Origin of the sequence: Nocardioides sp. NPDC127503 (assembly GCF_040302165.1) — a bacterium.
Lineage (GTDB): Bacteria > Actinomycetota > Actinomycetes > Propionibacteriales > Nocardioidaceae > Nocardioides.
The window spans coordinates 38752-64051 of sequence record NZ_JBEORH010000018.1 but is presented as its reverse complement, the minus strand read 5'-3'; the positions used below and the strand labels follow the sequence as shown (position 1 = coordinate 64051).

The window sequence follows — 25300 nt, the reverse complement described above, 5'->3', positions numbered from 1 at the left end:
TCGTTGACCGACCCTGCTGCCGCAGATGCGTTCACTGAGTGGACGTCGCCTATCGTACGTCCCATGGAACCCGGTCCTGGAGCGCAACAGCCCAGCATTCAGCCCAGCGTGATCCGCCGCAGTGCGCACCTGCTGCGGTTGCTCGCCGCGCGCGAGCCGGAGGGTGCAACGACCACCCATCTGGCGACGACCGCTGCCATCCCGCGCCCGACCGCCCACCGCCTGCTCAGTGCCCTCCAGGAAGAGGGGCTGGTCGAGCGCGACAACGACACCGGCACCTGGCACCTGGGCCCGGAGTGCTTCCTGCTCGGCGCCGCCGCGACCACCCGCCACGACATCACCCCGGCGGCCCGGGCGGCCGTGCTGCGCATCGCCCGGGAGACGGGGGAGAGCGCCTTCTTCTCGATCCGGCGCGGCGACGAGACGGTCTGCGTACTGCGCGAGGACGGCAGCTTCCCGATCCGCTCCCACGTGCTCCACGAGGGGATCCGGTTTCCGCTCGGCGTCGCCTCGGCCGGCCTGGCGATCCTCGCCTTCCTGCCGGAGTCGCGGCGCGAGGCCTACCTGGCCCGTACCGACCTCGTCGGCGCCTACGGCGCGCAGCACTCCGCCGAGGCCCTGCGCGAGCGCGTCGCCGCGACCCGCGAGCTCGGTTTCGCGGTCAACCCGGGCCTCATCGTGGTCGGCAGCTGGGGCCTCGGCGCCGCCGTCTTCGACGCCCACGGCCAGCCATACGGAGCGCTGAGCATCACCGGCATCGAGGCCCGCCTCGGACCCCCGCGCCAGCACGAGCTCGGCCGTCTCCTCCTGGAGGCTGCCCACACTCTGACGACTAGCTCCGGGTCGACAGCTGCGGGCGCCCGGTCATGATCCGGGCGAGCGCGGCGTCGGAGGCGAGCTGGGCGTCGCGGTCGTAGGTGGAGGTGAAGGCGAGGAGCTCGTCGGCTCCGGTGGCCTCGGCGAGCTGGTCGAGACGACGCCGGACGGTCTCGGCGGATCCCGCGGTCGTACGCGCCAGGTGCGCCTCGACGCGTTCGCGCAGCTGGTTCGACCATGCTTGGTCGCGGATCGCCGCGACCGGCTCGAGCGGGCCGAACTCGCCGGTCTGCCGTGACCTGGCCATCGCCCAGGCCTCCGGCAGGGCGAGCTCGGCGGCCTCGGCGTCGGTGTCGGCGACCAAGACGTCGACGGAGATCATCACCGAAGGCTCGGCTGCTCGAGAGGAGGGCCGGAAGTCGTTCCGGTACGCCCCCAGCAGCTCGTCCAGCCGAGGGCTGTCGAGCACCGGACCACCCACGACGACCGGCAGCCCGAGCCGAGAAGCGAGCGCGACGCCCTTCCCTGTCGCGAGCACGAACATCGGGATCTGGTGAGCCGCCGCTGGCCGGGCCGTGACCGCCGCGGTGCGGTCGAGATAACCACGGAGCTCCTCGATGTCCTCGGCGAACGTGTCCGGGTCGTCGAGATCCTGCCGCAGGGCGCGGCGTACGGGTGCGGTGAAGCCCAACGTACGTCCCAGACCGAGGTCGATCCGGCCGGGATAGAGCGCGTCGAGCATGAGGAACTGCTCGGCTACGACCAGCGGCTGGTGGTGCGGCAGCATCACCCCGCCCGACCCGAGCCGAATCGTGGAGGTGTGTGCGCCGAGCGCACCGATCAGCACCGGCGGCGACCCCGAGGCGATCCCGGGTACCGCGTGGTGCTCGGCGACCCAGAACCGGTGGTAGCCGAGCCGCTCGGCGGAGACCGCGCGATCGATCGTGTGGGTCAGCGCAGCGCCCTCGGCGTACCCCACCCGCGTGCGGGACCGGTCCAGCATGGAGAGCTTCACGAGAGGTTCAACGACGCAGAGGCCTCGAGGCTTCCCGCAGTGTCCGGTGTGGCGAAGAACGCACTCGACAACGGTGCGATGCGGGACACACATCCGCTGTCGAAGCCCCGGATCTGGCTAGGCTGATGTCTTCGGTAAAAGGATGACAGGAGCGGCTGGGTAATGGATCAAGACGTGCTTCGGCACGCACCGCTTTTCAGCGAGCTGGACGACGAGTCGATGACGGCGATGCTCGCGATGATGGGTCAGGCCCGCCTCAGGCGGGGCGAGGTGTTGTTCCACGAGGACGACGCCGCCGACCGGCTCTACGCCGTCGTGGCCGGCAAGGTGAAGCTGAGCCGTGCCTCGGCCGGCGGTCAGGACAGCCTGCTGGCGATCCTGGGGCCGGGTCAGGTGTTCGGTGAGCTGTCGCTCTTCGACCCCGGCCGGCGCTCCTCGACGGTCACGGCCGTCACCGACGAGGTGGAGCTCGCCTCGCTGTCCCACGACGACCTGCTGCGCCTGCTCGACGGGCGGCCGGGCGTCACCCGTGGGCTGCTCGCCCTGCTGTCGGGTCGCCTGCGCCGGGCCAACGACGTGATCGGCGACCTGGTCTTCGCCGACGCTCCCCGCCGGGTGGCGAAGGCTCTGCTCGACCTCGCCGAGAGGTTCGGCCAGGAGACCGAGGAGGGCGTCCACGTACGCCACGACCTGACCCAGGAGGAGCTCGCGCAGCTCGTGGGCGCGGCTCGGGAGACGGTCAACAAGGCGCTCGCCGACTTCGCGGCCAAGGGCTGGGTCCGGCTGGAGTCGCGTTCGGTGATCATCACCGACATGGAACGGATCGTCCGCCGCGCGGGCTGATTCCGCTGGTCAGAGGCTGACCCGCACCAGCTGGCGGAGCCGGCGAAGGCCCTCGGTGCTCGGCCGTTCGGCCGGGGCCAGGGCCTCCGCGAGGCGCTCCCGGACCGGGTCGGTCTCGAGCTCCAGGCCGATGGCCACGAGCTCGCTCGTCGGCTCGGGCCTACGCGTCGCCGCCACGTGAGCGCTGCGTCCGACCAGGTTCACGTGGTAGCTGCGCGGTCCCTGGCCGGTCGCGACGGCGATGGTCCCCTTGACCCGGTACGCCGTCGCCGGCGGCTCCTCGAGCAGGTCGACCAGTCGAGCCGGCTCGATGGTGCCCGGGGTGGTCACGGTGACCGCTCGGGCGTGCTGATGGGCCTCGTGCGAAGCGGCCGCCTCGCGCAGCAGCGCGGCGATCGGCAGCTCGTCGGGCGGGTCCTCGGGCACCGCGGCGTCGTAGACCAGCCGCGGGTCGATGCGGCCACCCACCGCGTACGCCACATGGACCTCGGGGTTGTGCTCTCGCACGCGCTGCTCGATCCGGGCCAGGACCTCGTCCCGCTCATGAGCCGGCACCAGGTCCGTCTTGTTGACCACGACCAGGGACGCGGCCGCGAAGCGCACCGGCGCCGGGCCACGCCCGTCGTCGAGGGTGTCGAAGTACGCCGAGGCGTCGACGACCTCGATGAGCCCACCGCGGCGTACCCGCTCGACGCCGCTGAACCGGACCAGCCGGGCCAGCGTGCCGGGCTCGGCGATCCCGCTGGCCTCGACGATGACGACGTCGAGCGCGAACCGCGGGTGGGTCAGCTTCTCCAGGGCGTCGTCGAGGCCACCGGCGTCGGGCAGGCAGCACAGGCAGCCGTCGGCGATCGAGGCCGGCTCGTCGACCTGGCCTGTCACTAGGCCGGCGTCGACGTTGATGTCGCCGAAGTCGTTGACGACCACGCCCACCCGCGCGCCGGGCTGGCGCAGCAGATGGTTGAGCAGCGTGGTCTTGCCCGACCCGAGATGGCCGGTGAGGATGACCACGGGGACCCGGGTGCTGGTGGACGGCATCGGGCCATCGTAGGTCGTCAGATCTTGACGGCCGAGGTGGGCAGACCTAGGTTTGCCGCACAACTTCACATCCGCCACTTGAACCGCAGCGGGAGAGTCCTCGCCCATCCGGGGCGAGGCGCCGAAGGAGCAAACCTCCCCAGAATCTCTCAGGCCCAATGACCGCTGTGGTGAGGCGACCTCTGGAAAGACAGGATCCGCTGGATCCTGCACCCACGGTGCAAATCGCCCCTTCCGGGCGGTGAAGCTCTCAGGTAGCGATGACAGAGCGGGGAGGTCACCCGTCCACGGGTGCCGCGATTGACGGCACCCATCAGCAGGGAGCCTCCCGCACATGACCTCACCCGTCCCTACCCCTCTGCACGAGATCCACCAGGCGCTCGGTGCCTCGTTCACCGACTTCGCCGGCTGGAACATGCCGGTCCGCTACGGCTCGGAGACCGCCGAGCACAATGCGGTACGCACCACCGCAGGCCTCTTCGACCTGTCCCACATGGGCGAGATCGAGGTGACCGGCCCCGAGGCGGGACGCGCCCTCGACCGCGCCCTGGTCGGTCGGCCGTCGAAGATCGGCATCGGCCGCGCCCGCTACTCGATGGTCTGCGCCGAGGACGGCGGCATCATCGACGACCTCGTCGTCTACCGGCTTGAGCAGGAGCGCTACCTGGTCGTCGCCAACGCGAGCAACGTCCACGTGGTCGCGCCCGCTCTGGTCGAGCGGGCCGACGGGTACGACGCCGTGGTCCGCGACGCCTCCACGGAGTGGGCGCTGATCGCGGTCCAGGGTCCCGCCTCGGCGGCGATCGTCGCAGCCCTGACCGATCTGGACGTCCCGTCCCTGAAGTACTACGCCATCGACGCCGGCACGGTCGCCGGGATCGACGTCCTACTCGCCCGCACCGGCTACACCGGCGAGGACGGCTTCGAGATCTACTGCGCACCCTCGTCGGCCGCCGCTGTCTGGGAGGCCATCACCGAGGCAGGTACGCCGCACGGCCTGCAGCCCGCCGGGCTCGCCTGCCGCGACACCCTTCGCCTCGAGGCCGGCATGCCGCTCTACGGTCACGAGCTGAACCGCGAGACGACGCCCTTCGAGGCCGGACTCGGCCGGGTCGTCTCCTTCGACAAGCCCGACGGCTTCGTCGGCGATGCCGCCCTGGCCGTACGCCGCGACGAGGGCCCGCGCAGCGTGCTCGTCGGCCTGGTGTCCGCCGGGCGCCGATCCCCGCGGGCCGGCTACGCGGTCGTGGACCCGGCCACTGGCGACGAGATCGGCGTCGTGACCAGCGGCTCCCCGTCGCCGACCCTCGGCCGTCCCATCGCGATGGCGTACGTCAGGCCTGACCTCGCATCCGCCGGCACCAAGGTCCAGGTCGACGTACGCGGCAGCCGCGAGGACGCCGAGATCGTCGACCTTCCGTTCTACTCCAAGAAATGAGCACAGCCATGAGCAACCCGACCAACCTGTCGTACACCGCCGAGCACGAGTGGATCGAGACCCGCGGCGACGTCGCGCGCGTCGGCGTCACCGCCTTCGCCACCGAGGCGCTGGGCGACATCGTCTTCGTCGAGCTGCCCGAGGTGGGCACCAAGATCACCGGGGGAGAGAGCTGCGGCGAGCTGGAGTCGACGAAGTCCGTCAGCGACCTCTTCGCGCCCGCCGACGGCGAGATCCTCGAGATCAACTCGGCCGTCGTCGAGGACCCCGCGCTGATCAACAGCGACCCGTTCGGCGCCGGCTGGCTCTTCGAGATGCGTGTTTCTGGCGCTCCCGACCTTCTCGACGCCGCGGCGTACGACGCTCTGATCGAGGAGTGAACCGTCGTGACCGCTGATCTCAGCGGCGCACCCGCCCCGGTCGTGGCGATGACTTTGAGCACCTTCGACCTGTACTCGATCGGGATCGGTCCCTCCTCCTCCCACACCGTGGGACCGATGCGGGCGGCGAAGATCTTCGTCGACGGCCTTGTCGAGGACGGGCAGCTGGACGCGGTCACGCGGGTGAAGGCGGAGCTGTTCGGGTCGCTCGGCGCGACCGGGCACGGGCACGGCTCGGAGGGTGCGGTGCTGCTCGGCCTCGAGGGGGAGGAGCCGGCGACCGTCGACACCCGAGCCTCGTCCAGGCGGGTGGCGGCCATCCGCGAGCGCAGGGAGCTGTCGCTGGGCGGCCACACGTCGATCCGCTTCGACGGCGACACCGACCTGGTGATGCATCGACGCAAGAGCCTGCCGGGCCACCCCAACGGCATGATCTTCACCGCCTACGACGCCTCAGGACAGGTGAGCCGAGAGCGGACCTACTACTCCGTCGGCGGCGGCTTCGTGGTCGACGAGCACGCGTCCGGCGCCGCCCGGATCGTGCCCGATCACCCGAGCGTCCGGTTCCCCTTCACCACCGGTGCCGAGTTGCTCAGCACCTGCGAGCGCGAGGGGTTCCGGGTCTCCGACCTCATGCGCGCCAACGAGCTGACCTGGCGTACGCACGACGAGGTCCGCGCCGGTCTCCTGGAGATCTGGCGGGTGATGGCCGACTGCGTGCAGGCCGGCTGCGACCGTGATCCGGTCAGTGACGGCGTACTTCCTGGGGGTCCGCGGGTTCCGCGCCGGGCGCCGCTGCTCTACCGTGACTTGGCGTCCGGAGCCGGCGCCCAGGACCCCTTCCGGGTCATGGACTGGGTCAACCTGTTCGCCCTGGCGGTCAACGAGGAGAACGCTTCGGGCGGCCGGGTCGTCACCGCTCCCACCAACGGCGCGGCCGGCATCGTGCCCGCCGTCCTGCACTACTGGGTACGTTTCGTGGCCCCGGCCGCCGGGCTCGACGAGGCAGCGATCGAGGACGGCATCGTCCGCTTCCTGCTCACCGCGGCCGCCATCGGGATCCTGTGCAAGACGAACGCCTCGATCTCCGGCGCCGAGGTCGGCTGCCAGGGCGAGGTCGGCTCGGCCTGCGCGATGGCAGCCGGTGCGCTCTGCGAGGTGCTCGGCGGCACCCCAGAGCAGGTCGAGAACGCCGCCGAGGTCGGCATCGAGCACAACCTCGGCCTCACCTGCGACCCGGTCGGCGGGCTGGTGCAGATCCCGTGCATCGAACGCAACGCCATCGCCAGCGTGAAGGCCATCAACGCCGCCCGCCTCGCCCTCAACGGCGACGGCTCCCACAAGGTCAGCCTGGACAAGGCGCTGAAGACCATGCGCGAGACCGGGGCCGACATGAAGGTCAAGTACAAGGAGACCTCCCGCGGCGGCCTCGCGGTCAACGTCATCGAGTGCTGAGCCGGGAGGGCTGCGTCGACGCAGAGCGCCGTCGCATGAAGTCGTCGTTCACGGGTACCGCTTCCGAGCATGTCGATCACCCTCGTCACCGGAGCATCCAGCGGGATCGGTCTGGCTGTAGCGCGCCTCGCCGCCACACGCGGAGACCACGTCGTCCTGGTCGCCCGGGGTCGTGAGTCGCTGGACGCCGCTGCTCGTGAGTGTGTGCGGCTGGGGGCCGCATCGACCATGGTGCTGCCGCTCGATGTGGGAGACGACGAAGCGGTGCGGGACTGTATCGGGGCGGTGCTCGACCGACATGGGCGACTCGACACGGTCATCAACTGCGCTGGGGTGGTTGCGATGGGTCGCACGGAGTCCCTGCCATCGGAGATCTTCGACGGTGTGCTGCGTACCAACCTCCTCGGCTCGGTCAATGTGGCACGTCATGTGGTGCCTGTGTTTCGCAGTCAGGGCAGCGGAACGCTGGTGCTGGTCGGTTCAGCGCTCGGCCACATCACGGCGCCTTCGATGAGTCCCTACGTCATCAGCAAGTGGGGTGTTCGCGCGTTGGCTCATCAGCTGCGCCTGGAGAACCGCGACCGACCTGACGTCGCGATCGTGTACGTCGCGCCGGCGGGCGTGGACACCCCCATCTATCAGCATGCCGCGAATGTCATCGGTCATGAGGGTCGGCCCCCGCCTCCGGTCTCGAGCCCCCAACGAGCAGCCCGGCAGATCCTGCGCCGGGTCGACCGGGGCCGCGGTCGGCCGCAGCTGAGCATGGCCGCCGAGGTGATACGTCTGGGACACCTGGTGCCCCTCCTCCACGACCGGGTGGTCGCGCCGATCCTCGGCTTCCTGATCACCGACCTCACCCGTCCAGTGGACCCACATCCGGGCAACGTCCTGACCGCCACGAAAGACGAGAACGTCATGCGCGGCGGCCGCGAGAACGCCGTCCTGGGGCTCGTGCGCAACCTGGCCGTCCGCATAACGCGCCAGGGGCAGGGGGTACCGCCAGGTCCAGTGACCCCGAGTCGACGAGGACATCTCGATGAGTAGAAACCGCAGATTGGTCCACGCATCACCCGAGCACGTGTGGGATGTCCTCTCAGACGGTTGGCTGTACCCGCTCTGGGTGGTCGGCGCGTCTCGACTGCGCGATGCCGACAAGGACTGGCCGAAGGTCGGCACTCAGTTGCATCACTCCGTCGGCGTCTGGCCGCTGCTGCTCGACGACAGCACCGAGGTGCTCGAGTGCGAACCCGGGAGCAGGCTGTTGCTCCGTGCGCGCGGCTGGCCCGTAGGTGCTGCGCACGTCGAGATCACTGTGGAGGAAGCAGGAGAGGGCACCGAGATCGGGATTCGCGAACAGGCCGTCGACGGCCCGGGCGCTCTGGTCCCACGGCTGGTGCAGGATCCGCTTCTCCGCTGGCGAAACGTGGAGGCTCTCCGGCGCTTGGCCTACATCGTCGAACACCGCCCATGAGTGACGCCTCATACGACGCGGTCGTCGTTGGTTCCGGACCCAACGGCATGGTCGCGGCCAACCTGCTCGCCGACAAGGGCTGGTCGGTGTTGGTGCTCGAGGCCCAACCCACCACAGGTGGAGCGGTACGCAGCTCCGAGGACGTCCACCCAGGCTTCATCCACGACACCTTCAGCGCGTTCTATCCGCTCGCGGCCGCCTCCCCGACGATCCGCGGGCTCGGCTTGGACGAGTACGGACTGCGGTGGACGCATGCTCCTGCGGTCCTGGGTCACCCCATGCAAGACGGCAGCTGGGCGCTGCTGCACCGCGACCGACACGTCACCGCAGAGCTGCTCGACGCCCAGCACGCCGGCGACGGCCAGGCGTGGTTGGAGCTGTGCGGTCTCTGGGACCACATCGGTGAACCCCTCGTACATGCCCTTCTGACCCCGTTCCCGCCCTTGCGGCCGGGGGTCCACCTGCTCAACGCCCTACGTCGTGCAGGGGGCCTGGCGGCGGTGCGTACGCTGCTCACCCCAGCCGGAGACCTCGCACGCAACCGCTTCGGGGGCGAAGGTGCGCGTCTGCTTCTGGCCGGCAACGCTGGACATGCCGACATCCCGTTGGACTCGCCGGGCTCCGGCACGATGGGGCTTCTGCTCGCCATGCTGGGCCAGACCGTTGGCTTCCCCGTCCCAGAGGGGGGTGCCGGCATGCTCGCCGCAGCGCTGGAGCGCCGCTTCCGTGGGCTTGGTGGTGACGTACGCTGCGGCGCCGAGGTCACCCGCCTCGCTGTCGAGGACGGTCGCGTCACCGAGGTTCGCACCCGGGATGGCCACCGGATCAAGTTGGGCCGGGCCGTGATCGCCGACGTCGCGGCGCCCCATCTGTACGGCCGGCTGCTCGATCCCGCAGACGTGCCGCGACGCGTCGCAGCCGGCATGGCGAACTTCCAGCTGGACCCGGGCACGGTCAAGGTCGACTGGGCCCTGAACGAGCCCATTCCATGGCTCACCGAACCCGCGTACGCGCCCGGCACCTTCCACGTCGCCGACTCGGTCGAGCAGATGACCGAGTCCTTGTCTCAGGTGTCTGCCGGCGTCATCCCGGATGCTCCGTTCCTCCTGGCAGGTCAGATGACCACCACCGATCCGAGCCGCTCGCCGCCGGGGACGGAGTCGGTGTGGGCCTACACGCACGTGCCGCAGACGGTGCTGCGTGATGCGGGACCTGACGGGCTGCGCGGGCGATGGGACGAGGAGGAGTGCGAACGTTTCGCCGACCGCATGCAGGCGCGCATCGAGCGCCTGGCGCCCGGCTTCGGCAGCACCATCGCCGCACGACGCGTACTCGGGCCCCATGAGTTCGAAGCTCTCGACGCCAACCTCATCGGCGGGTCGATCGGCGGCGGCACCTCTCAGCTCCACCAACAGCTGGTCTTTCGACCGGTGCCCGGCATGGGGCGGGCAGAGACCGGCATCCCCGGACTGTTCCTCGGGTCCGCCTCCGCCCACCCCGGAGGAGGCGTGCACGGCGCAGCCGGCAGCAACGCGGCCCGTGCCGCCATCCTGCACGATCGCCTTCGATGGGGCGATCGCCGTCTAGGAAGGCCAACCGCGTGAGTCCCGCCGTCACAGGCTCGATGGCGCGAGCGGGCGGCCGCGTGCTGCAGACCGCTGTCGGCGTGCTCGCCCAGTTGCGATCCGCCGACAAGCCCCTGCACCCGCACGGCAAGGTGCACCTGGCCTTGCTGCAACGGCACCCGGGAGCCACCACGGGCGCAGCGTTCCTCGACGAAGGCGGATCGGACGAGGTGGTGGTACGACTCTCCCGCGCCGTGGGCCTGCCCGAGCCAGTCCCAGATGTCAACGGGCTCGCCCTGCGCGTTCCCACCATCCGCGGCGAACACGGTGACCTCCTGCTCGCCACCACCGGTCACGGTCGATGGACCCGGTTCTTGCTGGCTCCCAGGACCCGTCTGCCCGACGGGTTCTTCAGCACCCTGCTCCCGTACCGCACGCCCACCGGGCCGGTCTGGCTCGGAGCGCAGTTCGTCGGCGGGGCCACGTGGCAGCTGGTGTGGGCGCGGCCGGGGACGGACTGGACGCGGTTCGCGACGCTCGACCTGACCATCGAGTCGGACCCCGACCTGCTGCTCTCCTTCGACCCGACCCGCTCGACACCACCCGGGCTCGAGATCTACGAATCGCACCGCCGCCTACGAGCGCCCGCCTATGAGACGGCGCGGCAGTCGCGAGCTCGGTAGACCCGAGGTGAGCACCAGTCACAGGATCACCATGCGCGAGACCGGGGCCGCGCGAAGGTAGAGGTTCAGGCCGCCCTCAGACGTCTGAGGCGAGCAGCTCGTTCAGGTTCTTGTCGATCTGGGGCATGTACGTCGGTGCGACACCGAACAGGCTGAGGTGTCCGAGGATGTCCTCGACTGGCCTCAGCTCGCTGTTGGGGATCAATGCCTGCTCGGCGGCGCAGTCTCGGACGGGGAAGAACATGTCCTCGGTGATGGGCATCACGAACGTCTTGGCGGTGATCCGACCGAGCGCTGCCGGCAGGTCGCCGTCGGTGTGGCGGGAGACGTCGCCGCGCTGCCACTTCCAGCCGGTTGCGAGCAGGTCGTTGGGGTCCATCGCGGTGAAGTAGGGCTCCAGGAAACCCTCGAGGAAGGCCTCCTTGGACTCGAACTCCAAGGCCCGCCAGACCTCTTGCTTCCAGAACTCGGTGGAGAGGCCCATGATCCCCCATAGGTGGGCGTGCCGGGTCAGGCCGTCCTCCACCTCGGTGTGCGACCGGTATTCACCTCGCTGCCAGCCCGGATCGCTCCAGATCTGCTCGTTGAGGGCCTCTGTGAACAAGAAGTCGTGTGGCGTGTTGCGGGCGGTGCCGGCGATGGGCGCCGCACGGAGGACCTTCTCCGGGAACCGTACGGCCCACTCGTAGGTCTGTTGTGCCCCCATCGAGCCACCGACGACCAGCTGCAGCTGCTCGACGCCGTAGTGCTCGCGCAGCAGACGCTCCTGTGCCACGACGTCGTCCCCGATACGCACGTGCGGGAAGGACGACATCGCGATCGAGGGATCGTCGGCGTTGTGCGGTGAGGTGGACAGTCCGCCGCCGATCTGATTGACCACGACGATGAAGTAGCGGCTCGGGTCCAAGGCGTGGTCCGGCCCGATATAGACGTCGTGCCAGATCTGGTGGCTCCCGGAGAACCAGGTCGGAACGAGAATGACGTTGTCCTTGGCCGCGTCGAGCTCTCCGTACGTTGCCACCGCGAGCTTGCAGTCGGGGATCGTGCCGCCTTCCTCGAGCTGGAGCTCGCCGACGCTGATCAGGTCGAAGTCGCCGTGGACATCTCTGGTGTAGTACGGGTTCTCGATCATGCGCTCACCTTCGGGTTCACTCGACAACGTCGGACCCTGAGATGATCATGTGATCTGCGACGCGCTCGCGGTAGCCCGCAGGTGACCCCAATTCGGGTGATGCACCGGCCAACCGCATGTCATGCGGGCCGGAGCACCCGCGCGACGAACGAGTCGAGGTTGCCGAGCAGACGGTCGACCTGCTCGGCGCTGAGGGTCTCGTGGATGACCGGGGTGTCGAGCTTCCGCTTGTTGCGCGCCTTGAGGGAGCAGTCGAGGTCGGCGCAGATGTAGGTGCCGACGGAGTTGCCGTCCTGCCCGGAGCGGCCGGCGCGGGAGGCGACCAGCAGCGCGACGTCGCCGACCGTGGCGCACAGCGCGCACATCGTCTTCCGCGGCCCTCGCGACTCGCGCGAGGCGCGTAGGGCAATACCGCAGAGCCGGCCGTCGTGCTCGGTGACGAGGTAGTGGTTCTGCGGCGCCTTCGGGTCCTGCCAGCCGAGGTAGTCGAGGTCCTCCCACGGCCGTTCGGCCAGGTCAGCGGGGAGGTTGAGGCGCTTGGTCGCACCCTTGGTGAGGTTGACGAACGATGCGCGTACGTCGGTCTCAGTCAGCGGCTTCATGTCAACCATGCTAGGTTTCCTACAACCGTTAGGCAATTCGTTATCGGGAGGGTTTTGATGGGCCGTCCGGGACTGAACCGGAGCGCCGTGATCGCGGCCGCCGCCGACCTGGCCGACGAGCTGGGCTTCGACGCCGTCACGATCTCGGTCCTCGCGCGGCACCTCGGAGTCAGGTCGCCGACCCTCTACTCCCACATCTCAGGAGCCACCGACCTCCGCACCGCCGTCACCGCGTACGTCCTCGACGAGCTCGCCGACGCCACGAGCACCGCGATTGCCGCGGGGGAGGGCCGCGACCTCCTCGTGGCGTACGCCGACGCCATCCGCGACTTCGCCCGCCGCTCCTCCGGCCGCTACGACGCCACCACCCGCCAGCGCGTCCCACCCGCCTCCGATCCGGCTGCGGAGATCCCGGACTCGGTCACTGCCGCGATCACCGCCGGCCGCCGCAACGCCGACCTGGCCCTCACCGTCGTCCGCAGCTACGGCATCCCCGAGACCAACGAGACGTACGCCGTCCGGCTGATGTCCAGCCTCATCCACGGCTACATCACTCTCGAGCTCGCTGGCACCTTCGCCCACAGCGACCCACCGAGCGAGACCACCTGGCCCGAGGTCCTCGACGACCTGGACCGCACGCTCACCCTGATAGCGACAGCCGAGCGTCACTGATCACGGCAGTTCGGCGAGCGACGAGATCCGTATCGTCGCCATCCCGCCCTCAGTGGCCGGCCGGATGTCGTTTTCGAGCCGGTCGCCGACGTGGGGGCATCCTCCGACGCGAACGGAACGCCTCGACGACGCACTTGAAGAACCTCAGATTCGGGTTGCTCACATCTCAACCGTCAGGCTGGCGCCGAGGCGATCGGACAAGTGTCGAGCAAAGCTCGAGTAACCCCGTCGAGTTACGTAGCCCTGATTATCGACGCCGGTACTTGAGACCAGAAGCAAGACGCTGCCGCGGCTGCGGGTCAGAGCGACGTAGAAGCCGCGCCGCTCCTCCTCGAGAGCTCGTCCGGTCATCGGACGGCGACTACTAGCTGGGCCTTTCCAGGGCGGGACCACACCCTCTGTCAGCCCTGGGATCACGACCGCCGAAAAGGTGCGTCCCTTCGCGCCATGAAACGTGGAAATCACGACCCTTCCAGTTCCCGCGGTGTCCGAAGCAAGGTCAGCGAGCGTGACTTCTTCGGACGTTGAAAGCAGCTCGATCAGTTCATCGACCGACCGGGGGTCACCCGTGTGCTGAGCGAGCACTTCGAGGCCAAGCGTGTCGACGACCCGACGCAACCAGTCACAGACTGCGGTACCTCTCGTCGAGGAGTCGCCCAGCAGGGTGGTGTGCAGGTGCGTCAGCCGTGTGAGCCGAGGCTCGTACGGCGGAGGGGCACCTGCGACTCGGCGCAGCGCCTCCACACGATCCAGCAGTCGACTTGCTCCTATCTCGGGCGGAAAGTTCGGATCAGTCGGCTGTGACATGCACACCGCATAGAGCGCCGCCGCCTCGAGCCACCGGCCGAGCTCGGTAGTAGGGCCCGTCGCGAGGCCGCCATGCTGTACAGGTATCCCCGCGGAGCGTAGTTCCTGTTCGACTAGACGTGCTAGCGGCTTCCGGTTCCGAACAAGCACGGCGACTTCGTGGGCTGCGATCCCAGCTTGGAGGAACTGACGGACAGCGGTCGCGACGTGGTGTGCCTGCTCTGCAGGGCTTCCCTCTATCACTCGGAACTCGAGCAGACCTGGATCGGAGCGCAGCGGATCTGCTCGATAGCCCCTGGCTTGGTCGAGGGTGTGCTCGGCGGCGGTGACAACAGCAGACCCGCAGCGATAGTTCGTGATGAGACGCTGCACCGTGAAATCGCCGCGGCGACCCAATGCCTCGAGATAGACCGGATCGCCGCCGGTGAACCCGAAGATGCTCTGGTCGACGTCTCCAACCGCGGTGATCTCGACTCCGGCGGCTATGAGCAGTTCAACCAGCCGATGCAGGCCTGCGCCGAGGTCCTGGTACTCGTCGACCATCACGACCGGAAACTTCGCTTGGATGATCTCGGCGATCTCCGGGTGGTTCTCAAGCAGCCACACCGAGTTGAGAACGATTCCCTCGAAGTCCCAAATGTCGCGCCGTTTGCACAGTGTCTCGTAGTGCTTGACCGCACGGACGTGCGCGACAGGCACGCCTGAGAGGTCTTCACCCGCGGCGACTCGTCGGCGCAGCCCTGGGAAGTGCTCGCGCATGGACCAGACGTTGAGGCCGACAGCGTCTGCGCATTCCTGCTCCAGGTTCCGGATCTGCGACTTTGTCATCAACCGGTCGAGTGCTGGGAAGTGGACGTCGACCAGAGAGGCGTATGGCAGCACGTGGGCGAGGCAGAAGGCATGCATTGTGCCGGCGAACAGCCGGGCTGCGTCGATGCCGAGTTGGATCAGTCCCCCGCGGAGTTCGGATGCGGCCTGGTTGGTGTAGGTGATGGTTGCCAGACCGCGGAATGGGCTGATCTGGGTTGAGAGCAGGTAGCCGGCGCGAGCCAGGACTGTGCGGGTCTTACCGCTACCCGGGCCCGCCGTGATTACTAGGTTGCCCTCGGCGGCCAGTGCCGAGTGTTGCTCAGCGTCGAGTTCGCCGATTGCCTTGGCCAGACCCCTCGGCAGGCCACGCGGCCTCGTGAAGGCGGCGGTCACTCAGGGCTCCGTCGCTGGGAACAGAGCGGCTTCTCGGACTGCTCGGCTGACGCGGTCGAGCGCACGTAGACAAGCACGAGCCGACCCGCTCGACGCGATCAGTTCGGAGTCCACGTCTTTCCTACCGTTAACGATGTCGGCGTCGACCGTTTGGCCAAAGTCTTTGAGGAGTATCAGTAGCCAATGTTGCAGGTCCACGTCCTCGATGTGGCTCGCCCACCGCTGCGCCACACGGCCCTTTCCTCGCTCTTCCACGCGAGCAAGAATCCTTTTGAGACGCTGCTCGGGCGTGGTGTTTAGGTGCTCCGCGACCGCCTTGTCCGCTAGGCGCTGGGTGTCCCTTGTAACCATCCCCTCTGCTCCCTCGGTGCTGAGGACCAAGCGGATATCGCGGGCCATGCTCTGGGCCCGCCCTTCAGTCGCGAGCTCGGAGTAGGCGACGGCCAACTCGTCGCCGAGCAATGGTAGAAGGTCGAGTTCGAGCGTGCGGTCGCCGACGAATATGTCTTCGGCTGCGCAGGTGTCCTGGAGGGTGCGTCTGAGACAGAGCGCTGACCGGTCCTCGCCCGCACGTTCAAGCCTCTTGAGCTCGTCGATGTCCGTCTCGAGTTGAGCACGAACGGTGTTGTCATCCACCAGCCGCGCGGCCCGGCGTAGGCCAAGTTCGGCGTTCCTCGATCCACGAAGAGGGTCGCCGTCGGTGATGACGACTTGAGGCACGCGTAGGCCGTGCGTGCCGAGCAGTTGGAGGTAGGGTGCGAAGTCGGTCCCTGCGACGTTGACAACCACGACGCCGTACTCATCGAGATCGAACCCGGCGGCCTTGGCGATTGCCGGGACGACGTAGGTTTCCGCAGCCCCCTCGACCAGGATGACGTAGCGCGCGAAGAGCAATTCGGCGCGCGTGACGTCGAGATAACGGCTGATGTCCTGGGACTCATCGTGGCTGAGCCCGGCACCGAGAGTTGTGCTTGTGACCGTCCCTGAGGTGCTCGCTCGCAGCAGAAGTAAGGACGCCAGCGGTGCGACCGCGGCGATGTGAGGACTGTGCGTGGTGAGCAACATCGCTGGCTCGGTAGCCAGCAAATGTCGAAACAGTCGACGCTGAACTGCAACGTGGAGATGGGCCTCGGGCTCCTCGACTCCGAGAATGGTCGTCACGAATGCGGCCGCAGCCCGCCGCACGTCCAGAGCCTCCATGAGCATGCCTAGGTAGAGGACATTGGCCGCGCCGAGGCTCGTGTCGGCGACAGTCCTGGTGCGAGAGGAGTCAACGAACAGACGCAGCCCTCGCAGCAGGGAATCTGGGTCCTTAGAGGCGATGCCGACATGAGGGTCGACCGGAAGCTGTGGCCCGACTAACTTCTTCAGTCTGGTCGCAAGATTCTTCTGCAGGCCATCGACTTCGGGCTCATGAGCCAACCGATCGGCGGCGGCGTCGATATCAGCGGCGACTGACGCCAGGCGGGCCGGATTGAGGGGAAGCTCCTCGAGCAGGGTCCGCAGCGGGCTGCGGTTCCACCTTGCGAGGTCGCTCTCGGCATCGCGGAGGGCAGGCAACACCCGCAAGCTGATGTAGCGCCGCACACGAGAGCCGTCTGTGACCTCGCCGATGCCTTGGGTAAGTTCGAAGTCGTAGTCCAACGGCGTGTACGAGGGAGTGTTGTCTCCAGATGCGTTTGGCGGCTCCTCGAAGTTGAACGGTTGCCTCGGCGCGAACCGGTACACCAGACGTGCACGACGTGGCGGCGTCACCTTTATCAAGGCATCAGACAAGACCGCGAGCGCGTCGTCTTCGTCATCGAAGCCCTCGAACTCGACCTCTACGACGACCTCGGCGCCGCCGGCCAGACCGCGCCCTAGTGGTCCATCGGCCGCGTCGTGGATGTCCTCGTTCCGAAGCCGGCGGGCTGAGTCCGGCAGATCGGGGTCCAGGACGAGCCGGAGAGCGTGCAACAGGTTGCTCTTGCCGACACCGTTCTCCCCGACGATGACCGCGGGCGTAGGAAAGGGATCGATCTCGCACTCGGCAAAGTTGCGGAAGTTCGAGATCCGCAGACGACTGATGTGAAGCGCCATGTTAGTTCCTATTCCTAGTTTCGCCATTGCGCCAATGGCCACACGGTCTCTAGTCAAGTCGAGCCAGCGACGTCTTTCTCCCGACAAAACAAACTTGAGTAAGCAGAGAGTCGTCGGCGGGCCCGAGGCCGAAGTGTCGGGCTACTTCGGCTCATCGACGGTAGTGCTGACGCCCCAAGAAATGGGAGCGGATTCTGCAACGCCAAACTCGGACACCGACTGGAAGTACCACGCGCGCCCCAACTCGCGTACGAGTTGGCCTTGCACGAAGACCGGTCTGTCTTGCGCCGCTGCTTCGTAGACTGTATGCATCTGATCAGCGTTGAGTGGGACTGTGACTGTTCGAGTGCGCCTGCCGATTTGAGTGCGCACCTTGATGGAACCAGCCTGATCGCCGTGCTCGTACTTGGTTTGCCAAACCGTGCCCGACATGACCTGTTCAGCGATCACGTCGCTGCCCCGCAGCTTCTCCGCCATGTTATGGATGACAGGACCTGCCGCCCTCGGGAACTCAACATGGCCGACGTCTGGATGGCGCGCCGCACGGCGTGCCCACGTGAACTTCACATCGAGGTCACCGAAGGACTTCGACGTTAGCGCGCTATCGAGTGCTGAGCACAGCTCGTGGGAAACGCCCCTGGCTACGCTTTCGTTCAGTTCTCGCTGCGATGGTTCGCGGTCCGACGTGACAGCTAACTGTCGGATGGCGTCGAGGGCTTCAGCGAGCTGGGCCATCACCCGGCGCTCGAATGGTTGTGTGCTGACTTCGACATCGAGACGGCCTTGGACCTCATCGACTTGAGCAATCTCGTCCGGTATGTGGCTGACGATCGGGATCACATAACTTCCACGTCGCGTCTGCCCCATACGGACTGACTTGGCATGCTCCCGCGCCGCTTTGAGCGACCCGTGACCGAAGTAGCCGCGTCGATGGATCGTGGCGTTCGCGGCGGCCACGAAGGCGTTGCGAACCGACTGAACGAGGTTGAGCCCGTCCTCCAACGGGATGCTGAAGTCGCGGGCATGAAGGCCACCCGCCCGCCACTCACTAACGTCTGACCGTTCATGAACCATCTCCTCAGCGAGTGCCTCAACGGATCGGCTCGACCATCCAGCAAGGGTGCGAAGCATCTGCGCCATGCGAAGGTCGTAATCGTTGGCATCACGGAGCGTTGGCTGCAATATTTCCTTTTCGCCCAAAGACCAAAGCACCGGCCGTTGCGGGTTCTGGCTGGCTCGCTGCCAGTCATGATCTGCGAGCCAACTCGCAATGTCCTCTGGGCGCGGGTCGTATGCCGGCGCGGTCCGCTCGTCATTCATGCCGAGATCCGCTTCCGCTCCGCCCACATGATTTCTTTGATGCCTGTCACGGTCAGTTTCTGCCGGAGTGGTAGATGGATCCGGACGGTTGCCGTGTTGTTGGTGGGTGCCATGCCGGTGACCTTCTGCCAGTAGCCGCAGTATCGAAGGCTGAGCTCTTTCTCCGAGACTGCGGCCCAGTCGGCGTCGTCTTTCGGCACGACAACTACCCCCAGGTAGCCCGTGGAATTTCGATCACCAACGAACAGGTTGTATGTCCGCACGTCCAGGTCGAAATAAAGCGCGCTCCCGTCGGCGCTGTACTCGGGCGAGGACGTTCCTTTGAGTTGCCAATCGGTACTGATCCCGCCGTCGTGCACCGTCGCATCGACCCCATTGACGTCGTTGAGAGTTAGTTCGACCGGAAACTTCGCGGCGGCCGCGATTCCGACGAGGAAGGAACGACTGAACCACTCCTTCTGCTGACCCGCGACATCGTTGATCGGTCCGGTCATTGTGCACCGACAGTAAAGCAACGGTGCTTGTGGCGTGCGGGAAATCGGGACAAACCCGTGGCCAGCGAGTCACCGGTCGGCCGTACGACGATACGACGCCGACCCATGTGCTCGTGCGTGACGTTTGCTGGATTGACGGCCGCAGATGTCTGACCTCTCGGCATTGCGTCACTCTGGGAGGTGAGGGGCGGCTGGGTCTTCCCCGTCATTCGGGTGCACGTCCCCAGGCGATGGCCCTGCGTACCCCCGGATCGAGGGCCCCTACGAGGGCAGTGTCTGGACGTGCTCCGAGCGCGCCGTTGATGCTGGAGAAGGCCGTGCGCAGCCCGGCGAAGATGGTCAGGGCAACGATCTGTGGTTCCTTGAACCCGGCGTCGCGCAGACGCTGGATGTCTTGCGGCGTGCTGCTGCCAGGGGAGCGGGCGACAGTGCGTGCCCAAGCGGCCAATGCCTGTTCCCGTTCGCTGAACGGCTCGTTGGCGGCTATGAGCGCGGCGACCGCGGTCTGCGGGTCTGCCCAGTCGGACAGGCGCTTGCCCCATGCGACGGCACAGTAGGAGTCGCCGATTGCCGCTGCCTGGGCGATCACGATCACGGCCTTGTCGCGCGGCGTTAGCCCCGCTGCGTCGGCCGTGGAGGCGAACAGCGCCATTAGCTGTTCCTTCGCCTCCGGCTGATGTGCCCATATCCGGGTCAGGTCCCAGACGTAGCCGTGGTCAGCGACGTCGGCGGCGTACAGCCTTTCCTGCCCGGCGCTCGGCGCAGGTTCATCCAAGAAAGTCACGCGCCCAGCACATCGGCGGCTTGTTTACCTTGTGCCGTATTGGTGCTGCACGTCCCCTGTGTTGGGGATGGGAACCTGTAGGTCAGGCGCGGGTGCTGTCGGGCTGGGGAATGGCTTGTGCGAGTGCTAGACAGCGGCGCGCGGCGTCCTGGCCGGTGAGTGCGACCGATGTGAGTGCTTCGGCCCACCGCTCGTATTGGGAGACCTCGGTCGGATCAGCGATCTCCAGGCTGCCGGCCTGGGTCTCGATGGTGACTATTCGGTCGCGCTGGACCCAGCCGTGCCCGAGGAGTACGGGGTACTGATCGAGCGGGATGATCCCAACGGTCGCCCGAGCATTGGTGGCCAGGCCGGCGAGGTGCTCCAACTGTGCGCGCATGACCGTTGGGCCGCCGACGAGCGGGTGGAGCGAAGCCTCGGCGACGAGGACGGTGACCTCGCGCCCGGGCTCGTAGAGGATCGCAGAACGACGCATTCGGGTGGCGATCATTCTGGCCACGTCGTCCTCGCTCGCGCCATGCTCGACCGGGCCACCGACCAGCTTGAGCAGTGCGGTGGCGTAGTCCGCGGTCTGGCACAGGCCGGGCACGCTGGTGGGGTGATAGGTGAAGATCGTTGTCGCGGCGTTCTCGGCTGCCGCGGCTGCACGCTGCAACGCAGCCGCACCGTCTTCGTCTTGGAAGGCGTCTCTGAAGACCGAGTACTCCCACGATGCGCGCTCTTGGATGGCGAGCAGCCGATCTGCGTCGGCGCCGACGGCCGCAGCCCAGGCGCGGACCTCGCCGGTGGTGGGCACCTGGCGGCCGGCTTCGATCTTGGAGATCTTCGGCTGCGACCACGGCTTGCCGGGCTGGTTCAGCTGCTCAGCGAGTGCAATGCCGGTCAGTCCCGCCTCGCGTCGCGCTGTCCGAAGCGCCTCCCCGAGCGCCTCTCGTGCTCGTCGGGTCGGGCCGCCCACGCCGCATCGTCTCCTCGATCATCGTTCGGTCATCCTCGCGCCGTCAGGTCAGGCGTCGCGACCAAGATAGTCGTTCAACGGCACTGCCGCCGCGAGCGCAGTGTCGCGCCAGCGCCGGTATGTCTCGAGCGTCGCGGGGTCCAGGACCTGCTCGGCTCCGTGGAAACCACCGCCCTTGTCATAGTCCATCGCCCACGCGGTGCCGTGGGGCAGCCCGTCGTCGATGAGCCAGAAGTCAGTCTCCCGAGGCAGCCCTTCTGGCCACTGACCGCGAGGCACCGGGATCAGGCGGATGTCCTCACCCGCGGCGTGGTTGCCCACGTACGCGGCGATCTCGTATCGCAGGTAGTCGGTGACCGGCTCCTCGATGACGTGCACACGCCGCAATGAACGGCCCGCGCTCGCGTGCCGCGCGATCAGCGCACGCCATTCCTCCTTGCGACGCGGATCGAGCTGCCCGGTGCGAAGGAACTCCTCGTACTCGTCACGCTCGGATTCGATGCTGTAGACCTGCAGCGTCTCGAGGCGGAACCACGACTCGGTCAGAGCCTGGAACGAATCTGCCCATGACGGGTCGGGTGTCGTCTTCTCTGTCCCCACGCCAGTCAGCCTTGGCCTTCGATGACCCGCGCTGCGCGGAGGATGACGTCGGCCGGGATGGAGACGGCGTCCTCATGATCGGGCAGCGTTCCGCTGAGTTCGGCCCGGGTGGCGGCGTCAAGCTTGTTGCCTTGGACGACCAGGACTCCTGGGTCGTCGGTCGTGTGCACCGACGGGCAGTTGGTGTCGTCGCAATTGTTGACTACCGCGATACGTGTGAGGGCCATGCCGAGTGCCTCCGTGTTCACGCTGTCTCAGCCTGTTCTGAGTCAGCCTGCTGGCAGCAATCATGCTCTTGTGGGCGATGGTCACGCAAGCATGTTTCTTACATTTCGATTGATAATATGATTCACTGATGATGCCTGGGGCGCCGACTGGTTCAGCCAATCGGTCGCCCCGGGACCCATCACTCCAATCACTCGGGACGGAGCAACATGAGTTCCGCAGCCAGCGCCAACCCGCGCCCTCGACCCGGCCGCCCACGCCTCACGCCTCCTCTGCTCGCAGGCTCTCCGCGCGAGCAGGTCCTCGAGGCGGCAGCTCGGCTGTTCACCAGCAAGGGCTACGCCGCCACCTCGACCCGAGAGATCGCCGAAGCTGTCGGGATCCGCCAAGCGAGCCTCTACTACCACTTCGCCGGCAAGGGTGAGATCGTCACCGAGCTCCTGGGCCGGACGATCAGGCCCACCATGGACAGCGTCGCTCGGATCGAATCACTGACCGAGGAGCCGGATGCCGTCCTGTACCTCGTAGCCCTCACAGACGTACGCACTCTGGCGAGCGTGCCGCACAACATCGGCTGGCTCTACCTCGCTCCAGACGTCGCTCAGGTTGAAGGCTTCGACGAGTTCACCTCCGCCCGCGAGGAGTTGGCAGCTACGTACGCCCGCCTGGCAGAGCGGATCACAACGGCCGACGCATGGGCGCCCATCGGGCTAGTCAGGCTCGGGGAGAAACTGGTTCACACGGTTGAGGAAGTGATCGGTCTCCGGAACGCTGGTCACCAGATTGGCATGGATGATGCGGTCTGGATTGCGTCTTCGTGTCTACGCCTGTGTGGCGTCGACAATGACCGAATCGAGCACACTACAAAGACTGCCGAAACGCTCCTGGATCAGGTTGAAGTCGGCGCACTCTGAGGCTGAAATCTGCTCGGCTAGAAGGCGGTCCAACTCCAGGGCCGAGGGACCTCGCCACGCAGGCAGGCAAGGCGGTGGGAAACCTCGGCCGCGGCGTCGGCGTTGTGCGCTGCCTTGACCGCGACGTACGCGGTCCAACGCAGTTCTTGCAGGTCGGCGAGCGCTCGGAACCACGGCGCTTCGCGTACGTCGTAGCCGCCGTAGGCGGTGACGAAGGCGCTGTAGTCCTCGTTGTCGATCCGGGCGAAGTCTTCGTGGTCGACGGCGAGCGGGATCAGGTCCCAGGCCGGGTGCCCGATCGAGATGTTGTCGAAGTCGAGAAGGATCGGTGAGCCGTCGTCCGGCACGACCAGGTTGCCCTGCCAAGCGTCGCCGTGCACGACGTTCCGGGCTTCGAGGACCTCGGTGGCTGCCAGGTCTGCGTCCAGGTTGGCGAGTCGGCCTTGAAGCCAGTCGCGGTCAGAAGCCAGGAGTGCTTGTGCTGACCCGATGCGATCGGCGACATGTTCGACCATGTCGAGGTCCGGCAGGTCAATGGTGGACGGCACCGGAAGGTCGTGGAGCTTGCGGAGCATGGTGCCCAGTTCTGCGGGAGTCGCGTGGCGGTGAGTTGGGATCGGCGTCCACCAGGTCACGGGCCGTCCGGCTGCGGTGACGAGGTCCAATCCTTCGATCGGGAGGTTTGCGTCGATCCCGTTGGCGGAGAGCCAGGAGGCGATCTCGACTTGGCGTATGGCGTTGTCGGCGGTCCCTGGGCGGCCAAGGCGGGCGACGACGTTCGCGTTCGGCAGTAGGAAGACTGCGTTGGTGCCGTTCCTCAACAAACGGGCGTCCGTTGCGTCCAACCCCGCTTGCAGTGCTGCCCGCTGCAGCGCCTCGAGGTCGTCGCTGGTCGAAGGTGTCGCTGTCATCGAAGCCTCTCGAAGCCTGATGGCCTGCCGGGTCGCCTTAGGAATGGCAGCATAGGCACCCCGTCACCAGGAGGCCCCATGCCCACCACAGCCACATTCGTCTCGCCGACCGACGGCACCGCGCTTGCGATCCGGACATGGGGAGAGGAGCTGTCCTCGCCGCGGGGCGTTGTCCAGATCGCCCACGGCATCGCCGAGCACGGGCAGCGTTACGACCGGCTCGCTCGGGCTCTCGTTGGGGCTGGGTACGTCGTGCGGGCGGTCGACCACCGCGGTCACGGCGGGTCCGTCGCGTCGGCCGACCAGCTCGGACACTTCGACTTCGAGGCGCTGGTGGCCGACGTCGCGGCCGTGGGTGTCGCGCTGCGCGATGACTTCTCCGGGATCCCGCTGTTCCTGGTTGCGCACTCGATGGGGTCCTTTGCGGCGCAGACGGTGATCTTGGACCGGGCCGACCTGTACGACGGTGTGGTGCTGTCAGGCTCGACCGCACTCGACGTACTCGCTGGTGCGCTCTCGAGCGCCGAGGGTCCGGTCGGGCTGGAGGCGTTCAACGCCGGGTTCGAGCACCGGACCGGGTATGAGTGGCTCTCGCGCGATGAGGCCGAGGTCGATGCGTACGTCGCAGACCCGTTGTCCGGGTTCGACCTGCCCGACACCGCCGTGCCTCAGCTGTTCGCCGGCGCCGAGCGTCTGGCCGACCCGGCAGTCGTCGGTGGGATCCGCTCCGACCTGCCGATTCTCATCGTCTCTGGCGACGCCGACCCGCTTGCCGGAGGTGGCGCCCTGGTCGAGCTGCTGGGGGAGCGTTATCGCGAGGCCGGATTGAAGGATGTGACGGTGACGCTCTACCCCGAGGCGCGCCACGAGATCTTCAACGAGACCAACCGCGATGCGATCACCGCCGACGTGATCGACTGGCTCACGGCTCATTCCTGACTGCCGCCGGGGCGGCCTCCTTGCGGGAGGCCGCCCCGCACGACAGTTCACCCCCGCGCGTACGGCCGGATGGCGTCGATGATGCGGGACCAGTTCTCCCCGCCGTGGCCGCGGGAGCGGGCCCAGGTGTAGTGGGCCTGGACGGCGCGGGGGAGGTCGACGTCGATGCCGGCTGCCTCGCTGGCCTCGACGAGGTGGTCGGCGGTGGCGCCCATCATCGTGACGGTGCTCAGGTGGCCGGGGTGTTGGCCGGCCTCGAGCTGGGCGCCGAGGTCCTCGCCGGCGGCCAGCATCGGCGGGATGCCGGCGAGGGTCTGCATCAGCTCCGGGATGGCCGCCGACGGCTTGATGCCGCCCGTCTCGAGCAGCGCCACGGCGTGGAGCAGCGAGGAGAGGGAGGTCAGGAAGATGTCCAGGTTGGCCTGGTACATCAGCTGCGCGAGCCCCGGATCCTCACCCAGGTAGCGGACGGACCCGATGCGACCCAGCGCATCCTCGTGCTGCGAGAGCACGTCGGCCGGGCCGCTGACATAGACGTACGCATCGGGTGTCCCGACCATCGGGGCCGGGACCATCACGCCTCCGGTCAGGAAGTCGGCGCCGTGCGAGGCCGCCCACTCAGCGCCCCGACGCGTCCCGTCGGGGGACTCCGAGCTGAGGTTGACGACCGTACGGCCCTTCAGCTCGTCGGTGGCTGAGTCGAGCACGTCGTACATCGCCTGATAGTCGGTCAGGCTGAGGACGACCAGGTCGCTCGCGGCGACGGCCTTCGCCGGCGAGTCGGCCAGCTGGGCGCCCGCGGCGACGACCTCGTCGGCTCGCGATGCCGTGCGGTTCCATACGGTCACCTGATGCCCGGCCGCGAGCAGGCTGTGGACCATCGCCTGACCCATGGGGCCGAGGCCGATGACGGTGACGGGGGTGAGAGGTTGATTCATGAGGACAATCCTCGGGCT

The 25300-nt window shown here is 67.5% G+C and carries 26 protein-coding genes and 2 riboswitches; of the genes, 12 read left to right on the top strand and 14 right to left on the bottom strand.

The genetic code is table 11. The features are described from left to right. The first annotated feature begins 63 nt into the window (after positions 1-63). Positions 64-870, top strand: coding sequence for an IclR family transcriptional regulator (locus ABTW65_RS28370; RefSeq protein WP_350666434.1), 807 nt, complete (start codon positions 64-66; stop codon positions 868-870). Here ABTW65_RS28370 and ABTW65_RS28365 read toward each other — a convergent pair. Then, positions 833-1831 carry an LLM class flavin-dependent oxidoreductase gene (locus ABTW65_RS28365; RefSeq protein ID WP_350666432.1) on the bottom strand — a complete coding sequence of 333 codons (999 nt, stop codon included), beginning with the start codon at positions 1829-1831 and terminating at the stop codon, positions 833-835. The genes ABTW65_RS28370 and ABTW65_RS28365 overlap by 38 nt on opposite strands. A gap of 162 nt (positions 1832-1993) precedes the next feature. On the opposite strand from ABTW65_RS28365, the gene ABTW65_RS28360 reads away from it, so the two are divergent. After that, complete coding sequence (locus ABTW65_RS28360; protein WP_350666430.1) at positions 1994-2674, top strand: Crp/Fnr family transcriptional regulator; 681 nt, start codon at positions 1994-1996, stop codon at positions 2672-2674. 9 nt (positions 2675-2683) lie between these two features. Here the strand turns inward: ABTW65_RS28360 and ABTW65_RS28355 are convergent, their stop codons facing one another. Further along, on the bottom strand, positions 2684-3712 hold the full coding sequence (locus tag ABTW65_RS28355) for a CobW family GTP-binding protein (RefSeq protein ID WP_350666428.1): 1029 nt from the start codon (positions 3710-3712) through the stop codon (positions 2684-2686). A 79-nt stretch (positions 3713-3791) separates the two neighbouring features. After that, positions 3792-3887: riboswitch (glycine riboswitch) on the top strand. A 1-nt stretch (position 3888) separates the two neighbouring features. Beyond that, positions 3889-3989, top strand: a riboswitch (glycine riboswitch). Positions 3990-4046: 57 nt separating this feature from the next. On the opposite strand from ABTW65_RS28355, the gene gcvT reads away from it, so the two are divergent. From gcvT to ABTW65_RS28320, 7 genes are all read left to right on the top strand, one after another. Beyond that, a complete protein-coding gene (gene gcvT / locus ABTW65_RS28350) occupies positions 4047-5150 on the top strand; it encodes a glycine cleavage system aminomethyltransferase GcvT (RefSeq protein WP_350666427.1) in 1104 nt (367 codons plus the stop codon). Positions 5151-5158: 8 nt separating this feature from the next. Further along, on the top strand, positions 5159-5530 hold the full coding sequence (gcvH, locus tag ABTW65_RS28345) for a glycine cleavage system protein GcvH (protein WP_350666425.1): 372 nt from the start codon (positions 5159-5161) through the stop codon (positions 5528-5530). Positions 5531-5578: 48 nt separating this feature from the next. Continuing rightward, on the top strand, positions 5579-6985 hold the full coding sequence (locus tag ABTW65_RS28340) for an L-serine ammonia-lyase (RefSeq protein ID WP_350666466.1): 1407 nt from the start codon (positions 5579-5581) through the stop codon (positions 6983-6985). Positions 6986-7054: 69 nt separating this feature from the next. After that, positions 7055-8029 (top strand): SDR family NAD(P)-dependent oxidoreductase, encoded by a 975-nt coding sequence (locus ABTW65_RS28335; RefSeq protein WP_350666423.1) that lies wholly within the window; start codon positions 7055-7057, stop codon positions 8027-8029. Positions 8030-8039: 10 nt separating this feature from the next. Next, the gene (locus ABTW65_RS28330; protein WP_350666421.1) at positions 8040-8456 is read left to right on the top strand and encodes an SRPBCC family protein; all 417 of its coding nucleotides are present in this window, start codon (positions 8040-8042) and stop codon (positions 8454-8456) included. Further along, a complete protein-coding gene (locus tag ABTW65_RS28325; RefSeq protein WP_350666420.1) occupies positions 8453-10060 on the top strand; it encodes a phytoene desaturase family protein in 1608 nt (535 codons plus the stop codon). The genes ABTW65_RS28330 and ABTW65_RS28325 overlap by 4 nt, the downstream gene beginning before the upstream one ends. Then, positions 10057-10704 carry a hypothetical protein gene (locus ABTW65_RS28320; RefSeq protein WP_350666419.1) on the top strand — a complete coding sequence of 216 codons (648 nt, stop codon included), beginning with the start codon at positions 10057-10059 and terminating at the stop codon, positions 10702-10704. The genes ABTW65_RS28325 and ABTW65_RS28320 overlap by 4 nt, the downstream gene beginning before the upstream one ends. 76 nt (positions 10705-10780) lie before the next feature. On the opposite strand, the gene ABTW65_RS28315 is transcribed toward ABTW65_RS28320, so the two are convergent. Together ABTW65_RS28315 and ABTW65_RS28310 are read right to left on the bottom strand one after the other, a co-directional pair. After that, complete coding sequence (locus ABTW65_RS28315) at positions 10781-11836, bottom strand: alpha/beta fold hydrolase (protein ID WP_350666417.1); 1056 nt, start codon at positions 11834-11836, stop codon at positions 10781-10783. A gap of 119 nt (positions 11837-11955) precedes the next feature. Next, the gene (locus ABTW65_RS28310) at positions 11956-12438 is read right to left on the bottom strand and encodes an FBP domain-containing protein (RefSeq protein WP_350666415.1); all 483 of its coding nucleotides are present in this window, start codon (positions 12436-12438) and stop codon (positions 11956-11958) included. 57 nt (positions 12439-12495) lie between these two features. Here ABTW65_RS28310 and ABTW65_RS28305 point away from each other — a divergent pair, with 57 nt between their 5' ends. Beyond that, a complete protein-coding gene (locus tag ABTW65_RS28305) occupies positions 12496-13110 on the top strand; it encodes a TetR/AcrR family transcriptional regulator (RefSeq protein WP_350666413.1) in 615 nt (204 codons plus the stop codon). A gap of 159 nt (positions 13111-13269) precedes the next feature. Here ABTW65_RS28305 and ABTW65_RS28300 read toward each other — a convergent pair whose 3' ends face one another. The 8 genes from ABTW65_RS28300 to ABTW65_RS28265 all read right to left on the bottom strand — a co-directional run bounded on the left by ABTW65_RS28300 (position 13270) and on the right by ABTW65_RS28265 (position 21582). Further along, a complete protein-coding gene (locus ABTW65_RS28300) occupies positions 13270-15120 on the bottom strand; it encodes an ATP-dependent helicase (protein WP_350666411.1) in 1851 nt (616 codons plus the stop codon). After that, positions 15121-17199, bottom strand: a complete 2079-nt coding sequence (locus ABTW65_RS28295; protein ID WP_350666409.1) for an ATP-dependent nuclease — start codon at positions 17197-17199, stop codon at positions 15121-15123. It lies immediately after the preceding gene. A gap of 141 nt (positions 17200-17340) precedes the next feature. Next, positions 17341-18519, bottom strand: coding sequence for a hypothetical protein (locus ABTW65_RS28290; protein ID WP_350666408.1), 1179 nt, complete (start codon positions 18517-18519; stop codon positions 17341-17343). Further along, entirely contained in the window at positions 18516-19013 is a 498-nt protein-coding gene (locus ABTW65_RS28285) for a DUF4365 domain-containing protein (RefSeq protein WP_350666406.1), read from the bottom strand. Before ABTW65_RS28285 ends, ABTW65_RS28290 begins: the two co-directional genes overlap by 4 nt. Positions 19014-19218: 205 nt before the next feature. Then, entirely contained in the window at positions 19219-19797 is a 579-nt protein-coding gene (locus ABTW65_RS28280) for a carboxymuconolactone decarboxylase family protein (protein WP_350666404.1), read from the bottom strand. 82 nt (positions 19798-19879) lie between these two features. Continuing rightward, entirely contained in the window at positions 19880-20755 is an 876-nt protein-coding gene (locus ABTW65_RS28275) for a helix-turn-helix domain-containing protein (protein WP_350666402.1), read from the bottom strand. 48 nt (positions 20756-20803) lie between these two features. Next, positions 20804-21355: a DUF6879 family protein gene (locus ABTW65_RS28270; protein WP_350666400.1), complete on the bottom strand. Its 552-nt coding sequence runs from the start codon at positions 21353-21355 to the stop codon at positions 20804-20806. A gap of 5 nt (positions 21356-21360) precedes the next feature. Beyond that, positions 21361-21582 carry a hypothetical protein gene (locus ABTW65_RS28265; protein ID WP_350666398.1) on the bottom strand — a complete coding sequence of 74 codons (222 nt, stop codon included), beginning with the start codon at positions 21580-21582 and terminating at the stop codon, positions 21361-21363. A gap of 207 nt (positions 21583-21789) precedes the next feature. On the opposite strand from ABTW65_RS28265, the gene ABTW65_RS28260 reads away from it, so the two are divergent. Beyond that, entirely contained in the window at positions 21790-22494 is a 705-nt protein-coding gene (locus ABTW65_RS28260; RefSeq protein ID WP_350666396.1) for a TetR/AcrR family transcriptional regulator, read from the top strand. A gap of 17 nt (positions 22495-22511) precedes the next feature. Here the strand turns inward: ABTW65_RS28260 and ABTW65_RS28255 are convergent, their stop codons facing one another. Beyond that, positions 22512-23405: a phosphotransferase enzyme family protein gene (locus ABTW65_RS28255; RefSeq protein ID WP_350666394.1), complete on the bottom strand. Its 894-nt coding sequence runs from the start codon at positions 23403-23405 to the stop codon at positions 22512-22514. Positions 23406-23483: 78 nt separating this feature from the next. On the opposite strand from ABTW65_RS28255, the gene ABTW65_RS28250 reads away from it, so the two are divergent. Continuing rightward, positions 23484-24344, top strand: a complete 861-nt coding sequence (locus ABTW65_RS28250; protein WP_350666392.1) for an alpha/beta fold hydrolase — start codon at positions 23484-23486, stop codon at positions 24342-24344. A 47-nt stretch (positions 24345-24391) separates the two neighbouring features. Here ABTW65_RS28250 and ABTW65_RS28245 read toward each other — a convergent pair whose 3' ends face one another. Next, the gene (locus ABTW65_RS28245) at positions 24392-25282 is read right to left on the bottom strand and encodes an NAD(P)-dependent oxidoreductase (protein ID WP_350666390.1); all 891 of its coding nucleotides are present in this window, start codon (positions 25280-25282) and stop codon (positions 24392-24394) included. Positions 25283-25300: the final 18 nt, after the last annotated feature.

Excerpts from the sequence above, each read along its gene's own strand:
- ABTW65_RS28370 (WP_350666434.1), top strand. The coding sequence starts at position 64 with ATGGAACCCGGTCCTGGAGCGCAACAGCCCAGCATTCAGCCCAGCGTG.
- ABTW65_RS28360 (WP_350666430.1), top strand. The coding sequence starts at position 1,994 with ATGGATCAAGACGTGCTTCGGCACGCACCGCTTTTCAGCGAGCTGGAC.
- ABTW65_RS28355 (WP_350666428.1), bottom strand. The coding sequence starts at position 3,712 with ATGCCGTCCACCAGCACCCGGGTCCCCGTGGTCATCCTCACCGGCCAT.
- gcvT (WP_350666427.1), top strand. The coding sequence starts at position 4,047 with ATGACCTCACCCGTCCCTACCCCTCTGCACGAGATCCACCAGGCGCTC.
- gcvH (WP_350666425.1), top strand. The coding sequence starts at position 5,159 with ATGAGCAACCCGACCAACCTGTCGTACACCGCCGAGCACGAGTGGATC.
- ABTW65_RS28340 (WP_350666466.1), top strand. The coding sequence starts at position 5,579 with ATGACTTTGAGCACCTTCGACCTGTACTCGATCGGGATCGGTCCCTCC.
- ABTW65_RS28335 (WP_350666423.1), top strand. The coding sequence starts at position 7,055 with ATGTCGATCACCCTCGTCACCGGAGCATCCAGCGGGATCGGTCTGGCT.
- ABTW65_RS28325 (WP_350666420.1), top strand. The coding sequence starts at position 8,453 with ATGAGTGACGCCTCATACGACGCGGTCGTCGTTGGTTCCGGACCCAAC.
- ABTW65_RS28315 (WP_350666417.1), bottom strand. The coding sequence starts at position 11,836 with ATGATCGAGAACCCGTACTACACCAGAGATGTCCACGGCGACTTCGAC.
- ABTW65_RS28310 (WP_350666415.1), bottom strand. The coding sequence starts at position 12,438 with ATGAAGCCGCTGACTGAGACCGACGTACGCGCATCGTTCGTCAACCTC.
- ABTW65_RS28305 (WP_350666413.1), top strand. The coding sequence starts at position 12,496 with ATGGGCCGTCCGGGACTGAACCGGAGCGCCGTGATCGCGGCCGCCGCC.
- ABTW65_RS28295 (WP_350666409.1), bottom strand. The coding sequence starts at position 17,199 with ATGGCGCTTCACATCAGTCGTCTGCGGATCTCGAACTTCCGCAACTTT.
- ABTW65_RS28290 (WP_350666408.1), bottom strand. The coding sequence starts at position 18,519 with ATGAATGACGAGCGGACCGCGCCGGCATACGACCCGCGCCCAGAGGAC.
- ABTW65_RS28285 (WP_350666406.1), bottom strand. The coding sequence starts at position 19,013 with ATGACCGGACCGATCAACGATGTCGCGGGTCAGCAGAAGGAGTGGTTC.
- ABTW65_RS28265 (WP_350666398.1), bottom strand. The coding sequence starts at position 21,582 with ATGGCCCTCACACGTATCGCGGTAGTCAACAATTGCGACGACACCAAC.
- ABTW65_RS28260 (WP_350666396.1), top strand. The coding sequence starts at position 21,790 with ATGAGTTCCGCAGCCAGCGCCAACCCGCGCCCTCGACCCGGCCGCCCA.
- ABTW65_RS28255 (WP_350666394.1), bottom strand. The coding sequence starts at position 23,405 with ATGACAGCGACACCTTCGACCAGCGACGACCTCGAGGCGCTGCAGCGG.
- ABTW65_RS28250 (WP_350666392.1), top strand. The coding sequence starts at position 23,484 with ATGCCCACCACAGCCACATTCGTCTCGCCGACCGACGGCACCGCGCTT.
- ABTW65_RS28245 (WP_350666390.1), bottom strand. The coding sequence starts at position 25,282 with ATGAATCAACCTCTCACCCCCGTCACCGTCATCGGCCTCGGCCCCATG.